This window comes from Anaeromyxobacter sp. SG64 (assembly GCF_022690745.1).
GTDB lineage: Bacteria > Myxococcota > Myxococcia > Myxococcales > Anaeromyxobacteraceae > Anaeromyxobacter > Anaeromyxobacter soli.
Genome location: NZ_JALCZB010000005.1, coordinates 20,804 through 35,318, shown reverse-complemented (window position 1 = coordinate 35,318; position 14,515 = coordinate 20,804). Strand labels below are relative to the sequence as shown.

The 14,515-nt window shown below is 65.6% G+C and carries 11 protein-coding genes and 1 pseudogene; 3 read left to right on the top strand and 9 right to left on the bottom strand.

The window, feature by feature from the left end; genetic code table 11:
- Positions 1-16 precede the first annotated feature (16 nt).
- The 3 genes and pseudogenes from MNZ29_RS02630 (at position 17) to MNZ29_RS02620 (ending at position 3,790) form a co-directional block, all read left to right on the top strand.
- Positions 17-892, top strand: coding sequence for a DUF2381 family protein (locus MNZ29_RS02630; RefSeq protein ID WP_242352676.1), 876 nt, complete (start codon positions 17-19; stop codon positions 890-892).
- Positions 889-1,746: pseudogene (locus tag MNZ29_RS02625) on the top strand (serine/threonine-protein kinase); the annotation flags it as partial. The gene MNZ29_RS02630 and the pseudogene MNZ29_RS02625, both read left to right, overlap by 4 nt.
- A gap of 1,399 nt (positions 1,747-3,145) precedes the next feature.
- Positions 3,146-3,790 (top strand): outer membrane beta-barrel protein, encoded by a 645-nt coding sequence (locus tag MNZ29_RS02620; protein WP_242352795.1) that lies wholly within the window; start codon positions 3,146-3,148, stop codon positions 3,788-3,790.
- Positions 3,791-3,959: 169 nt separating this feature from the next.
- On the opposite strand, the gene MNZ29_RS02615 is transcribed toward MNZ29_RS02620, so the two are convergent.
- The 9 genes from MNZ29_RS02615 to MNZ29_RS02575 form a co-directional block, all read right to left on the bottom strand.
- Positions 3,960-4,328 (bottom strand): YbjQ family protein, encoded by a 369-nt coding sequence (locus MNZ29_RS02615; RefSeq protein ID WP_242352674.1) that lies wholly within the window; start codon positions 4,326-4,328, stop codon positions 3,960-3,962.
- Between the two features lie 76 nt (positions 4,329-4,404).
- Positions 4,405-5,622, bottom strand: coding sequence for an MFS transporter (locus MNZ29_RS02610; RefSeq protein WP_242352672.1), 1,218 nt, complete (start codon positions 5,620-5,622; stop codon positions 4,405-4,407).
- Positions 5,623-5,689: 67 nt separating this feature from the next.
- Entirely contained in the window at positions 5,690-7,177 is a 1,488-nt protein-coding gene (locus MNZ29_RS02605) for a B12-binding domain-containing radical SAM protein (protein ID WP_242352670.1), read from the bottom strand.
- A complete protein-coding gene (locus MNZ29_RS02600) occupies positions 7,162-8,661 on the bottom strand; it encodes a B12-binding domain-containing radical SAM protein (RefSeq protein WP_242352669.1) in 1,500 nt (499 codons plus the stop codon). Before MNZ29_RS02600 ends, MNZ29_RS02605 begins: the two co-directional genes overlap by 16 nt.
- Positions 8,658-9,638, bottom strand: a complete 981-nt coding sequence (locus MNZ29_RS02595) for a radical SAM protein (protein WP_242352668.1) — start codon at positions 9,636-9,638, stop codon at positions 8,658-8,660. The genes MNZ29_RS02600 and MNZ29_RS02595 overlap by 4 nt, the downstream gene beginning before the upstream one ends.
- Before the next feature lie 9 nt (positions 9,639-9,647).
- Positions 9,648-11,180 (bottom strand): B12-binding domain-containing radical SAM protein, encoded by a 1,533-nt coding sequence (locus tag MNZ29_RS02590; RefSeq protein ID WP_242352667.1) that lies wholly within the window; start codon positions 11,178-11,180, stop codon positions 9,648-9,650.
- On the bottom strand, positions 11,177-12,097 hold the full coding sequence (locus tag MNZ29_RS02585; protein ID WP_242352666.1) for a hypothetical protein: 921 nt from the start codon (positions 12,095-12,097) through the stop codon (positions 11,177-11,179). Before MNZ29_RS02585 ends, MNZ29_RS02590 begins: the two co-directional genes overlap by 4 nt.
- A 140-nt stretch (positions 12,098-12,237) precedes the next feature.
- Positions 12,238-13,650 carry a B12-binding domain-containing radical SAM protein gene (locus tag MNZ29_RS02580; RefSeq protein WP_242352665.1) on the bottom strand — a complete coding sequence of 471 codons (1,413 nt, stop codon included), beginning with the start codon at positions 13,648-13,650 and terminating at the stop codon, positions 12,238-12,240.
- A gap of 101 nt (positions 13,651-13,751) precedes the next feature.
- Positions 13,752-14,069 carry a hypothetical protein gene (locus MNZ29_RS02575; RefSeq protein WP_242352664.1) on the bottom strand — a complete coding sequence of 106 codons (318 nt, stop codon included), beginning with the start codon at positions 14,067-14,069 and terminating at the stop codon, positions 13,752-13,754.
- Positions 14,070-14,515: the final 446 nt, after the last annotated feature.

Sequence of the window (14,515 nt, the reverse complement as noted above, 5' to 3'; positions counted from 1 at the left end):
GCTGCTCGCGGCGTGCGTGGCTGTCGGCTTGGCCGCAGCCGGCGCGGCTCACGCCGGCGACAAGCGCGAGCTGCGCAGGCGCGCGATCACGATTGACGACGCCGCGCTCACCTCCGTGCCGGAGATCCGCGTCGCGGGTGGCACTCCGACGATCCTCACGTTCGAGGTCCCCGTGAAGGATGGCGGCGCCGTCCTCGCGGATGTGCGCGGCGTGTTCTACCCGCCGACGCAGACCGACCGGACGGTCATGCTCGTCCCCAAGACCGATCTCGCGCGGCCGGAGCCCCTGAACGTCTCCCTCGCCGACGGGACCGTCCTGACGTTCAAGCTCGTGACCGTCCCGGGCGAGGCGGACGTGCAGGTCGACATCGCGGTCGCGCTGCGCGAGCGCGCCAGCCCGGACTCGGCGCAGGCGCTCCGGATGATGAACGAGCAGCTCCGGGGCGAGCTCGACGAGTGCCGCGACGGGGCGGCGAACGCTGGTGCGGCGAAGCTCGCGGCCCTCCTCCTCGCGCAGAGCCTCGACCAGCCGCAGACGTTCGAGCGCCGGCCGCTCCACATCGGCGACAAGCAGAGCCGGCTGCTCGTGCAGGGGCGATGGGTCTACCGGCTGCTCGGGCTCACGTACATGGTCTTCACCGTCGAGAACCGCGATCCGCAGCGCTCGTGGGTGCTCGACCGCGTCGAGGTGCGGCTCACGGGCGGCCGCGACGCGGTGGACGTGAAGGTCGTCTCCGCCCAGGCCGAGCTCCCGATCCTGCCGCCCGGCACGGCGGAGCGCGTCGTGGTGGCCTACGAGACGCCGCCCATGTCCCCGTCGCAGCGGTTCAGGGTCACGTTCCACGAGAAGGACGGGCCGCGGCTCGTCGCGCTCGAGGGCGCATCGCCATGACCGAGCGCGCCCGGATCGACCCGTCCTATCTCGAGAAGGGCACGCGCGTCGGCGCCTACGAGGTCGTCGACAAGCTCGGGAGCGGGGGATTCGGGTGCCTGTGGAAGGTCCGGCGCGACGGCAAGCTCTACGCGCTCAAGATGGGCCGGCAGCGGCTCTCCGACCTCGACGCCGAGGACCGGGAGCACTACGAGGAGCGGCTCGACCGCGAGATCGCGGCCCTGAAGACGCTCCACCATCCGAACATCGTCCGCGTCCACTCGTTCGACTGGTGGCCCGAACTCGAGGGCGGGTTCCCGTTCATGGTGATGGACTACGTGGACGGCCCGCCGCTCCTCGCCTGGCGGGAGCACGCCGCGCCGTCGCTCGCCAAGGTCTGCGCCGTGTTCGAGAAGCTCGCCGGCGCAGTCGAGCACATGCACTCGCTCGGCATCTTCCACCGGGACTTCAAGAGCGACAACGTGCTCGTAGGTACGGACGGCGAGCCGGTGGTGATCGACTTCGGCATCGCGCGGCCGCAGCTCGCGCTGAACCTCACCCGCGCGGCGAGCGTCGGCACGATCACGCACTACGCGCCGGAGTACGCGCGCTACTGCGACTCGGCCGCGTTCGCGCGCGGCGAGCCGTTCGACTGGAAGCCCACGACCGACCTCCACGCGGTCGGGTACATCCTCTACCAGGTGCTCACCGGCATCCGGCCGTTCCCGCGCGACCCGAAGGCGCTCGAGAGCGAGGCGGCGGTCCTCATCGCCATCAAGACGGAGACACCGGCGCCCCCCGCGGACCTCGATGCTCGCGTGCCGCGCGCGCTCGGAGACGTGGCGATGGCGCTCCTCGAGAAGGACCCGGCGCGGAGACCGCAGTCCGCGCGCGAGCTCGCCGAGCTCCTTCGGGCCGCGCGCGAGAGCGGAGCCGGGGACCGCGCCTGGACGGACCCGTTCGACGTGCCGGGTGCGCCTCCGGTTCGGCCCGGGCGTCCCGAGCCGGCGCGAGGCGAGGAGATCGTCGATGCCGCGGAGAAGCTCTCGGACGAGCGATCTCGAGCGCGGCCCGGGGAGGAAAGCGAGCCGGGCGCCGCGACACCCACCGGCGCGCGGCCGGGCGGGTTCGAGGTGCCGACGCGTGTGGTCCCGCGTACGTTCGATGCAGGAGAGCCGGCTGACGTGGCGGTGGCGGCCTCGCACGAAGCCGATCCGGTCCCGAGCGCGGTTCGGGAGGCGAGGGCGCGGCTCGCCGCGAGCGCGCCGCGCAGGGGCCCGGGACGCCTGCTGATCGCGGGAGGGGTGCTCGTCGCTGGCGTCATCGCGGCCATCATCGTGGCGGGGATCACCAGCGGACCGGTGGAGCGCCAGAGCACGGTCGTCGCCGACGTCCCGGCGCGCGAGCCTGCCGCGGTCGCGCCAGGGGCAGCAGAGAGCACGAGCGCCACGCCCGCGGTCCCGACGGGTCTGGGCGCGACGCCCAGCCCGCCTTCGGCGAGCGACGCGGCTGCCATCGACGAGGCGCTCGCGCGCGAGTTCGGGCGCCCGCGCGTCCTGCCGGACGGACGGCTCGAGATGAAGCCCGAGCCCAACCGCCCTGCGCCCCGGCGAGAGCCGCAGGCGCGAGCGGCACCGAGCGAGCCCGATGCCAAGCCGGAGACGGCGACCGCAGCGCCGCGGGATCCGCCCTGGCTTCACCGCTCGACCCGGCTCGCGAGCGCGAGCGCGGCCGGACCTCCCGCTGCATCGAAGCCACGCGGCGTCCCCTTGGGCGCCCACATGAAGGCGAAGCTCCTCACGAACCTCGACAGCCGGACGATCGGCAGCGGCCCCGTGGAGGCGATGCTGGTCCTTCCGGTGCTCGTGCGCGGCGAGGTCGCCTTGCCGGCGCGCACGCTCGTGTACGGGACCGCGACGGAGTCGAGCGGGCGGTTCAACCTGAGGTTCACGAGGCTTCGGCTCCCCGACGACACGGAGCTGGAGTTCGAGGGCCTCGCGCTCGCACGCAACGACGGGAAGCCGGGCCTCGCCGCGGCTCGGCGGATCGAGGGAGAGGCTCCGCGGGCGCCCGGGCTCGGCGCGCAGATCGCCAAGGGGACGGGCAACATCCTCCTGGACACGGTGTCCGGCGGGCTCGGCCGAGACGTCGCCCGGAACGCGGGGCAGGCGGCGCTGAACCACGAACGCCCGGCCGAGGGTGGCAGCACCTACGCGCTCTTGCTCGATTCGGGGGTCGTGTTCGACGGAGCGAGCGTTCTGAACGGGGGGCAGGTTGGGCACTCGGGCCGTCATCGTCGCCGCCGCACTCGGTCTCGCGCCCACGCTGGCCGCGGCCGACCGAGGCGCGCTCACGCTCGAGCTCGGCCCAGCGGTCTCCGCCGTCGCTGCCTCGCCATCGCAGGGAACCGGCTCGAGCACGCTCGGAACCGGAGCCGGCGGTACCGCGGGGATCCGGTACGCGATCTCGAACAGCTTCGAGCTCGCCACGACAGGGTTCTGGGAGGCTCCCGCGGACTACTTCCACGCGAACGTGGAGATGGGGAGCGCCACCGGGGCGGTGCGAGGGACACTCTCGGAGCGGACGCAGCGGTACGGCGCGCTCGCCGGCGTCCGCTTCGTCCACGGCTACGTCTGGCGACTGCACCTCGGTGCCGAGGTCGGCTGGGCGCACGAGAGCTACACGCGGCGCGATCTGATCGACGTCTCCGTTCCCGGGAACGAGCACAGCTTTGGGCTCGGCCTGCGGGACCGCGCGACGGACTCCCTCGTGCTCGCTCCGGTCGCAGGGGTCGAGTGGCAGTTCGCCGACCACTGGTCCGTCAGCGTCATGCCGCGGGTGCAGTTGCTGGTCAGCGGGAAGAGTCAGGTCGCGCTGGTCGTGCCAGCAACCGTCGCGTATAGCTGGTTTGTGTTCTGATGTGGCCGTCCCGCGATGTGGCACGCGGTCCATCGAGCGCCTGCGTGTTACGTGTTCGCGGAGTCCATCACGTTTGCGGCAAGCTGGTGCCAGCACAGGTGCCGCGACGTGGGTTTCGCTGCCTAAACGTAGCCGCTCCGAACGCATCCCGCCGCCGAAGCTCCGCACCTCAGGCTTTCGGACGAATAACTACGGCGGTCCCGTACGCGACCACCTCGGAGGCGTTCTGGAGCAGCGGGCTGGAAGTGAACCGCATGCCCACGACGGCGTTTGCTCCGAGCTCCGTCGCATTGCGCACGAGGCGTGCCATGGCTTGGGTGCGCGTGTCGTTTGCGAGTTCGGTTAGACCCCGAACTTCGCCGCCCCGAAAGAGCTCGCCCGCGATTCGAGCGAGTGCCGGTAGGCTGCGCGCGCGCACCGCAATGCCCCAGCAGAGTCCGATGACACGCTCTATATAGAATCCAGTTGGAGGATCGAACGTCGTGACAATGCGCACCTCAGTTTCGGTCATCACGTGCCTCCGTTCGTTCTTGGTCACGAGGTTGGTGCGAAGGTGCGAACTAAGCCGAGAGCGACCATCCCTAGCAGATAGGACCGACAGGTGATTCGATGGATCATGCCGACGAGGTACCCTTCGTGCACGCATCCATGCTGACGGAGGCCCCCCTTCGCTCTCGTACCTGAGCCAGCGAACGGCTCAGAATCGCAAATCCGAGCCCAGATAGGCAGCCGACCCCAAGGCACGCGGACCAGTAGGCTGTCCGCGACATCGCTTCTAGCGCAATGCCGCTGAGGATGGGGCTGAGACAAGCACCCAGCCCGAATGCGAGTCCCTGCGCGCCCTGATAACGACCGCGTGCCGCCGATGGTGATCTATGGGCAACGAGCGCGGCGGAAGCAGGCAGCGCTCCAATTTCCCCGACCGTCCAGATCATGATCCCCGCAGCGTACCAGGGGGGGGTTTCTCCAAGCGCGTACAGGCCGTAGCCGGCTCCGATGAGCAACGCCGACCCGGCGATCACGTAAGACCTGTCTACATTGCCGAGCACGCTGCCGGCTATAGGCTGCAGCAACAATATGACGACGGTATTGATCATTAACAGCGCCCCGAAGTTGGCGCTCGAGAGCCCGTTCCGCGTCATATCGACAGGTAGTGCGAACTGGAACTGCAACAGGACCATGGCCATCAGAACAGTCGCGACCAGGAACAGCACGAAAGGGCCGTCGAGATACGGCTCGAAGAACGTCCGCAAGAACCCGCGTTGACGCTCCTCCGTGTCGGCGGCAGAGCGGGCAAGTGTTTCGGGAACCGCTCTCCATAGCATGCACGCGAAAGCAATGGTCGTAACCCCGTCGCCAACGAACAGGAGCGCATACGAGGTGTCGGCCAAAATGCCGGCGATGAGTAGGCCAAGACCGTACCCCAGATTTACGGTCCAGTGGAGCAGGCCAAAAGCCCTGAGGCGATCGTCGGGAGGCACGAGTTCGGCGACGGTCGCCTGAAGAGCGGGTCGGTACATGTCACCGAGAAAGCTCACCAGAAACACGCCGGCTCCAATTGCGATAGGATCACGCACTTGCCCGAGCCCGATCATCGCCGAGCCGCCGCAAAGGAGCGCTCCTACCATCGTTCGCCGACGACCAAACAGGTCGGCACACCATCCGCCTATGGGACCGGCGAGTGCCGCGCCCACGGAGAACATGGAGAGCGCGAGGCTCGTCTGCCAGAGGCCAAGCCCGCGCTCCCTCGTCAGATAGATGGCGAGAAACGGCGCGACGAAGGTCCCGACCCGGTTTAGGAGCGCGCCCGTCAGGATGGCCCAGAACGCCATCGGGAGTTTGTGTTTGACTCGGTTGGATCCCGATGGCGTGCGCAAGTGCAACCTCCGGCAATGTGGGCTAGGCTACCAGCTCCTGAGGTTCGCCTTCGAGATCGAGAATGTCCACGATCGTCCCCGCTTCTCGGGCGAATGTAGCTAGCAGAATGTTTGCCCGATGACGCGCGACAACGTCGCGAACGTCTTGAGGAGACAGGCGATTGGTAACGTGGAGGAAAATCTCCCGCGAACGGGCAAAGTGCGTCTCAAAGACGGTCGCGTCGAGGTCGATCCCGTATTCGGAGCGAGAGGTCCAGATCTCAGAGCCAGGGAAGATTCCGTACCAGCTGCCTTGACAGGTGATTCCGAAGCGCGTCGCGGTCCTGAACATGAAGTCCACGGTATCGAAGCAGTCCGCCTTCGTGTCCCACGGCATGCCCAGGATGAACGAATAGCGGACCCGGTCACCCAAACCGGCATCAGCGAGAAAGCCGGAGCACCGGTCCACCTGCGCGACGGTCAGAGCCTTGCGGATAGCTCGCAAGCCACGATCGGAGCCGCTCTCGATGCCGCATAGGAAGCGATGGAGAGGGACGCGTGCTAGACTTCGGACGAGCTCTGGGTGACGGGCCACGTCAGCCGCCCGCCCTTCGAGAGAGAACTCGCACTCCCGTCCTCCCGTAGACGGCAGCGCCTCCAGTATCTCGGCACACCGTCTGGCGTCGGTGGTGAAGTTGTCGTCGACGAACAGAATCTCGCGACGGCCGGAGCCGTTAGGCCGAAGTCGATCCAGGTGCTGTTTCGCGAAGGCGACCCGCCGGAGCACCTCGGGCGCTGAGAGGCCCCTCCAACTGCCGCGATGCGGAATGGAGCAGAAGCGACACTGAAATGGGCATCCGCGCGATGCTTCCAGGCCGATGACTTCGAAGCGCCCTGGTGCGAGCAAGTCCCATGCTGGCAAAGGGACCGCCTCGAGCTCGTCGCTTGAAAGTACCGGTCGATCAGGGTTGTGTACCACCTCGCCATTCAGCTTGAACGAGATTCCCGAGACGTCGGATAGAGGCTTGTGCGTCGAGAGGGCGTCGAGGAGCACAGGAAACGTAACCTCCCCCTCGCCCCTCACTGCGATGTCCGCGGCAGAGCGGCGCAAGACCTCGTCAGGACAGAAGGTAGGGTGCGGTCCGCCGACAACGATCGTTGCGTGCGGTGATATCCGTCGAATCTCGTGAATCATCCTCCGGGCATAGAGCCAGTTGAGCGAGTTTGCTGATACTCCGACGCAGTCCGAGCGCTGGGCGGCAGCCGAGACCCCTGGGAACTCGAGTCTGGACGCGACAGCCTCATCCAGCATTCGGACCTCGTGGCGGGCAAGAAAGTGGCTCGCGCGGATCGGCGGCAGTAGCTCGTTCCCGCATTCCTCGAGTCGAGCGTCGACGTCTGGGTGATCGACGAGTTCGACGTCGTGGCCAGCACTACGGACGACGGCAGCGAGCGCGTACAGTGCGCTGGTGGGCGCTCGTTGATTGAGCTGTGAAAACAGCGGGCTGGGTGCCGTTAGCAGGACGCGCATGATCTATCCGTCTCCAGCGCTGAGGCCACGTATCGCAGTGGCAAGTACACGAGCCCAGGTCCGCGAATGACTTCTGCGACTTGATGGGCCTCTTCGAGGTGCTTCCACAAGATCGCAACATCGGCCTCACTGAGGCGCGGGCACATGTCTAGGAATGCATCCCATGACTGAAACGCGTGTGTTCGATAGATCTCAGGACCAGCCTTGATCCCCAACTTCGAACGTGAGCGCCACACTTCGGAGCCAGGAAACAGCCCGTGCCAGCACAGCTGAACGCTCACGCCGTATCGAAGAACGAGGCTCGTCGCGAAGTCGATCGTGCGTGTGCACTCTTCACGACCCTCCCATGGAAGTCCTAGAATGAAGGAGAACTTGGACGCACGCGCCAGGCCGGCATGGGCAGCCACAGACGCACATCGATCGACTTGTTCGAGCGTAAGCCGCTTCCCGGCCCGACGCAGTCCCACGTTCGTGCCGCTCTCGACTCCCAGCAGCCAACGCCGCATTCGGGCACGTGAGAGCGCACCGACATGCCGCTCCTCGAGCATGTCATCGACGCGCCCTTCCATCGAGAAGTCGAACATGGGATCGACTTCTTCGACGGCTCGGAAAATTCCCGCGGCGCGGACCGGGTCTGCCGTCAGGTTGTCGTCCAGGAAGAGGATCTCGAACCGGCCGTTCGGATCGGGACGGAGGGCGGCCGCGTAGGTCTGCGCGTGAAACAACCTGCGGCGGACCGCGGCCACGGACAGGGGTCGCCAGGTGCCGCGCCCGGGGATGCCACAGAATCGGCAATGATGGGCACACCCGCGCGAAGTCTCGACCCCCAATGTGGCAAACCGGCCGCGAGGCAGGAGGTCGTATGCGGGAAGAGGGAGCGCATCGAGCTCGGCTGGGGTCAAAAGAGGGGCAGGAGGATTGTGGACCACATCATCGTCCCGACGATACGACACCCCCGGGACGTCTCTCGGTTCCACACCACGGTCGAGACACGCGAGAAGTCGTGGAAGAACGCGCTCACCTTCTCCACGGATCACATAGTCCACAGCGCTCGAGCTTAGGATGTCGTCAGGAAGGTGCGTCGCGTGCGGGCCGCCCACCAGGATGGGCATTTCCGGGCAGTCGCGCTTGAGTTCGCGAATCATCGCGCGCGCGTAAAGCCAGTTCAGCGAGTTCACCGAAATGCCGACACAGTCGGCGTCCCGCGCCATTGAGCGCAGCCCATCGTATCGAAGTGCATCGGCTGCGCAGTCGAGGAGGTCCACTTCGCGGCGAGTCAGGAATCGCGTCGCGTCGATCACCGGCCGACCGGCGCGTGCAACAGCCTCGTGATCCAAGTCGGACTGATGCAGACTGTGATCCGCCACGGCGACGTCGTGCCCGCTCTGACGGACAATGGCCGCCAGAAGGTATAGAGCCTCCGCCGGCGCTCGTCTGTGGTATGCGGCGAATGGCACGTCGGGAGCTGTGAGGAGGACCTTCATCCGCCGGCCCTCGGCTGGCTGATTGGTGCCAGTTCGAAGCCCGCTCTGCCGCGGAGCAAGCGATGCACGCCCTTGCAAACGGGAAGCTTCGTGCAATATCGGCACTCCGCCATCTCAGAAGTCGAGACGATGTCGTCCTCAAACTGCATGGCGAACAAGTTGGTCGCCTGCGCGTACTGGTGCTCCGCATCAACTAGAATGACGCGCGGCAGCAGTTCCTCGTACACGCGTTCGTCGCCCTCCTCGGGAACGAGGCGCTCACGCCAGCAGGCTGGAAAGCCTGCCCAGTCAGTGAGGACGAACTCGACACCGGCGCTCTCTAAGATGAGCCGGGCTTCGCGAAGAGGCATGCGGGCCTGCTCGATCGACCGAACGATCAGCTCATCGGCGTGTACAGCACACCGGGCCTTGGGAACCGGGAAATTGAACGCGCAGACATCGACCTTCAGATCGGCCAGCTGGCGTGCTAGTAGCGGAAGTCGTTCGACATTGTGACGCATGATCAACGTGTTCGTCATGATGGTGCAGCCAACGCTCTTCAAGTTTGCGATGCCATTCAGGACATCCCGCCACCGCGTGCGACCTCCCGACGCAAACTCGTGACTGGCCTGATCGTAACTGTGGTATGCGACGTACATCTGCCCCACTCTTGCGCCCAGAGCTCGCGCCACCGCCAGGTCTGCGCACGTGATCGCATTGGTGTGTAGGACCGTGCTCGCGAACCCCATGCAGCAAATCACATCCAGAAGGTCCAGGTGGTCGCTCCGTATCGTGAATTCGCCTCCCGATATGCGGAGGTGCACGGCGGAGGGCTCGCGCGGCGTACGCAAGTGGGCGAGGAGGAATGCAAGGTTGGCCACAATGTCGGAAGCCTCCATCTTGGTGCGCGAGCAGTCGGCGAACCAGCAGAAGGGGCATGCCTGATTGCACGAGTAGTTTGGCTTGAGTTCAATGAAGTACTGAGGAAGGCCGTTCATCGGCAAGCCTCAGTCAAGCGAGGAGACGACCGAGCATGGCAGCTCGCCTGCTTGGCTGCCGAGAACAGGGGCTGCGCTGCCCGATGGAGCAAAGGGGAGGCGAAATACGGCGTTCGCGCCGCTCAGAGACGCGAGCATCCAGTAAGACCGTAGGTGCTCGTACACACCCCAGCGGACGTCACGGGTCAGACCAGGCGTAACGCGGCTGAGCATGCTCTCCGAGATGTAAAAATGACCCTCAAACGCTTCGTGGCCTACGGTGATCCCAAGTTGATCGCGGTTGTCCCAGATCCACGAACCGGGTAGTAGGTTGTACCAGGAATTTTGAATAGCCACTCCGAAGCGAGCGTGAACCCTTTGCTCGAACGATACGGTCTCCATGAGCGTGGCTGGATCGTCCCATGGGAGGCCCAAGATGAAGGATAAGCAGGCAGCGTGAGCCACTCCGGCTGCCTTCATGGCCTCCAAGCACTGCACGACGACATTGACGGTGAGGCTCTTGCGAGCTCGCTTCATGCCGACGTCGGAGCCACTTTCGATGCCCATTTCGTAGGACGCTATTGGAATCGCGGCGAGGAGCTGCGGAATCCGGGAATGCAGAGTTGCGTGTGCGCGGGCTTGGAAGAACAGCCTCCAACCAGCGAGATCGGCCGTCGAGAGCCAGGACAAGATCGCCTCAGCCCGCCCGACATCGCCGGTAAAGTTGTCGTCAACGAAGGTGAGGCCGTGGTCGCCAGACGGGCTCGGCCTGAGCTTGTAGGTGAAGGACAGCGCGTGGCGAACGGCTCGTTGGGTGCTCGACTCGCTGCGCGCGCGCCAGGTTCGGATCGTCGGTACTGAGCAGAAGCGGCAAGCGAAACGGCATCCACGCGCGGACTCGACGCCGATGCTGCCATAAGCGCCATCCGGTAAGAGGTCGAAGGCCGGCAGTGGCAGGCGCTCGAGTTCCTCAGCGCCAATGGGTCGGGCCGGCGGATTGTGGATAACGTGACCGTGTCGCTTGAAAGACACTCCCGGCACCTGCGCCACGGAGTCGGCGTCGGGTATCGCAGTGAGAAGCGCCGGGAATGTGCGCTCTCCGTCTCCTCGGACAACGTAGTCAGCTGTGGAATGAGCCAACGCTTCCTCGGGCAGATGAGTAGCGTGAGGGCCCCCGAGAACGATCGGGACGTCAGGGCGCACCGAGCGAAGTTGCTGCATCATCACCTGCGCGTAGCGCCATTGATACGAGTTGGCTGAGATGCCGACCACGTCGGCCTGCGCTGCAGCTGCGCGAAGGTTTACGAACTCCAAGCCGTTCGCCACGCACTCCAGGGCAGCGAGATCCGTGTCATCCAGGAATCCGTCGCGCTTCTTGCTGAGCACAGGGTCAACAAGCGGTGTCCCGTCGCTGAGACGGATGTCTAGGCTGGCGGGGTCGAGTACGGTGACGATGTGCCCTGCCTCGCGAAGTACCGACGCGAGCTGGTAAAGCGCGAGCGGAGGAAGGCCAGTGAAGATGTCGACGAGCGCCACGCGGGGAGCGGTAAGCAGTACGTTCATGGGACGGAGCTCCTAGAGAACTGCTCGATCAGCGACAGCGTTTGGGCGTGGAGGTGGCGCGCTGAGCAGAGCGCCTGCACGAGATGCCAACCGTCCGGAGCGCGAGCCTCAGAGCACGCATGGCACATGCCTGCCAGTTGACGGTGCCGTACGGTGGTGTCTGCGTCGATCTCTCGCAATAGGTGGGCAGGGCCGAAGGTGCGCAGGTAAGTCAGGAGCGGATGTGCCTCAGCGCGAGCGATGACGGCGGCCAGTGACTCGGTCCGCAGAGTGCCAAGGCTGAAGTGAGCGTCGTTCCGGACGGGAGTGCAGCAGGGGAACACGTTGGCGCCGGTATCGACATAGAGCTGTCGGCCTACAGTGGCGCATGCCAGCAGAGGCATGGAGTGGGCCTCAGAGAGGACGCACTCGTTGGCGCGACTCGTGGCTCGGCCCGCAGGTACTAGATCGTTGTCGAGGACCAACACTTCGTGGCGATGCGCCGTGTCCCCGGCCATGCGTTGCGCCTGAAACAGTTGCCAGCTCTCGGCGTTGAATGCTGAATTGATATGCAATGCCGCTTGCGGCGAAACGCCAAAGCGCGTCACGTATCGGGACCAGGGCTCTGGCTCGCCGGCACCGCACACGCGGACGAGCGTGCACCAAATGCCGAGGTCCATGGCAGCGGCGACCGCGTTCGCGACATGGGAGTCAGGCACGAAAGCGCGATGATGGTTGTCCGCGCTGATCCATAGCTCCCACAGGCCCGCTCGCGCATAAGGCGAAAGCACGGCGGCGGCGCGCGCCCTGGAACTTGCCCAAAAGGCGTTGGTCACGACCTTCGGCAGGCGCTGCGCGCCACGGACCGCCCGCACTGCGCGCTCGAGGGGCTCTCTGCACAGGAGCGCCTCACCGCCGCTGAACGCGACGACCTTCACGGTGGGGACATCAGTGGCTTGGGCGACAAACCCGAGCAGTTCCTCGTCGCCTAGGCGCTCTCGGCGACCGGGGTGCGCGTCCGTAATGCAGATCCTGCAGCGCGCTGTGCATGCCAACGTTACGCAGAAGGTGACCTGGGCTACTGCCATATGGCGTCCCGACGTTCCGCGGTGAAGGGAGCGAACGTCATGCGCCCGCAGTTCGTTCGCCGGTCCGAGAGTTCGCTCAGAAATCCGCAGAGCGACGCACGATGCTCGAGATCCTCGATGTCAGCGGTCGTGAGCCGGGGCGACATTCGCTTAATTGGGTCCGTCGTAGGGGGAGGGTCGTTGTCGAAGAATTCTGGACCCCAGGGCACGCCGAGTGAGGTACGGCGGTCCCATAGGCGCGATCCTGGATATATGTGGAGCCAGGATACATGACAGTCGGCGCCATACTCAGCGGCCATGCGCGCAGCGAACCCTAGCGTCGCGAGACACTCACCGGTGCCTTCCCAGGGGAAGCCGATGATGAAACTGAACAGGGTCCTGTGGATGAGGCCTGCCGCGGCGAGACTCGCTGCGCAGCGTTCCAGGGCCTCGGTCGAAAGTCCTTTGCCGATGGCCCTAAGGCCAGCATCGTAACCGCACTCAACGCCAATCTGCAGACCACATATCGGCGCAGCAGCGAGGGCCTCAATGAGCGATGGGTCGAGGTCGGTGGCGCGCGCCTCCAGAAAGAACTCGATACCGAGTGCGCGATACGCCGCGGTTGCGCCGAGGATGGACCTGGCGCGCGCCTTGTCGGTTGCGAATGAGTCGTCCACTAGCCCGATGCGGCGCACGCCATCTACGGGCACAATACGATCTGCGAATCGGCAGGCGTGCGCGATTCTCTGGGCTGCTCGGCATGGGGAAAGCGCACGATGCGAACGCTTATGCATGATCGCGCAGAACAGGCAGGCGTGGCTGCATCCGCGCGAGGTCTCGACGCCAATTGCGCTGTAAGCGCCTGGGGGCAGGAGGTCAAACGCCGGATCCGGCATCGACTCCAAGTCCGGTAGCGAGAGCAGTGGCGAGCCCGGTGTCACGACCACTGCGTCACCCAGACGATAGGCAATACCGGGGATGCGTTCAGGCTTCCTGCCGCGCGCGAGGAGTTCCAGCAAAGCCGGGAACGTCAACTCGGCCTCGCCTCGAATCACGAAATCGGCCAGCGTCGAGGAGAGTATGTGGCCCGGCAAGTGGGTGGCGTGTAGCCCGCCAACAACGAGCGGCAGCTTCGGAAAGCGTTGCTTCACTTGAGCGATCACGCGGCGGGCGATCGGCCACCCGGCGGTACTGGCGGAGAGGCCGACGACGTCCGCGTGCAGCAGGGTCTCCCCGAGACGGGGTACCGGGCAGTCACCCGTCTGGTTGGTCGATAGGCAGGCCGGATCCACGACACTGACGATATGGCCCGCTCGGCGGAGCACAGCCGCAAGGTAATATAGAGCCAACGTTGGCAAGGGCGGCGCCTGGGCAGGTCGACCAAGCGCCGCTAAAGGCCTCGTACCAATCAGGACGACGTGCATCGCCTTCGTACCTTTCGAAGCGCCATCCGCGCGGAGGGTCCCGACAGTTGTCGCCGCCCTTGCCGGTCGACTCGTACTCTGGTGGGGGTCAGTTCAGCTGGCTAGCCGACGTTCCCCGCGATCGTGATGGCGACCGGTCCGGTGCGATCTCCGGTCGCCGAACGAAGCGCGGCCTCGCTCATACGCCCGAGCTCGGGCCCGTCCACCACGTCGCGCATTGCCGAGGTCGTGCGAAGTGCGGCGACGCGCTGCTCGAGCGTGGCGCGGTCGATTGCTCCCGCGAACAGCTCGGTCGGCCCAGTGAGCCCCGCCTCGGCAAGAACCGACACCGGGTCGTTGGCGAACCGATCGCGGAAGTGCGAGTCCGTGAGCATCATTTCGCGAAATGCCCTGAGCCTCTCTGTCGACGTCTGGTTCATTCGCTGCTCCTTTCATGTTGCGCGAGCCGGACGCTTCACCATGAAGACGGCGGTTCGCGTGCAACTTGCGACTCCTCTCACGATCGGTGTGGCCACACAACTGGTCAAGGCGGCGCACCCGTCAGCGGGGACGTGCCCCAGAAGTTATGTGGAGCGGGACGGTCGGCATGATCAAATGGCTTGGCTTGATGACCATCAACGGGGACACCGTCGCCGCGGAATGCTGATGCTCGATGCGCTGAGCCTCAACATGTAGGGCGCGCCCTCCGGGGTGAGCCATGGCGTTGGGAAGGCGTGCCATGTCACATTCCCTGCAGCTCGTGGATTCTCGGCATGGATGAACAGATGACGTGCATGTCGTGGAGGACGCTTTGTGGACATTCGAGATCGCGCGGAGCGCCATGCGATCGACTTGGCAGTCAAGAAGCCTTTGGGCATTCGGGATC

Coding starts and splice junctions, on each gene's coding strand:
- MNZ29_RS02605 (WP_242352670.1), bottom strand. CDS start 7,177: ATGCGCGTCCTGCTAACGGCACCCAGCCCGCTGTTTTCACAGCTCAAT.
- MNZ29_RS02600 (WP_242352669.1), bottom strand. CDS start 8,661: ATGAAGGTCCTCCTCACAGCTCCCGACGTGCCATTCGCCGCATACCAC.
- MNZ29_RS02610 (WP_242352672.1), bottom strand. CDS start 5,622: ATGGCGTTCTGGGCCATCCTGACGGGCGCGCTCCTAAACCGGGTCGGG.
- MNZ29_RS02595 (WP_242352668.1), bottom strand. CDS start 9,638: ATGAACGGCCTTCCTCAGTACTTCATTGAACTCAAGCCAAACTACTCG.
- MNZ29_RS02590 (WP_242352667.1), bottom strand. CDS start 11,180: ATGAACGTACTGCTTACCGCTCCCCGCGTGGCGCTCGTCGACATCTTC.
- MNZ29_RS02575 (WP_242352664.1), bottom strand. CDS start 14,069: ATGAACCAGACGTCGACAGAGAGGCTCAGGGCATTTCGCGAAATGATG.
- MNZ29_RS02580 (WP_242352665.1), bottom strand. CDS start 13,650: ATGCACGTCGTCCTGATTGGTACGAGGCCTTTAGCGGCGCTTGGTCGA.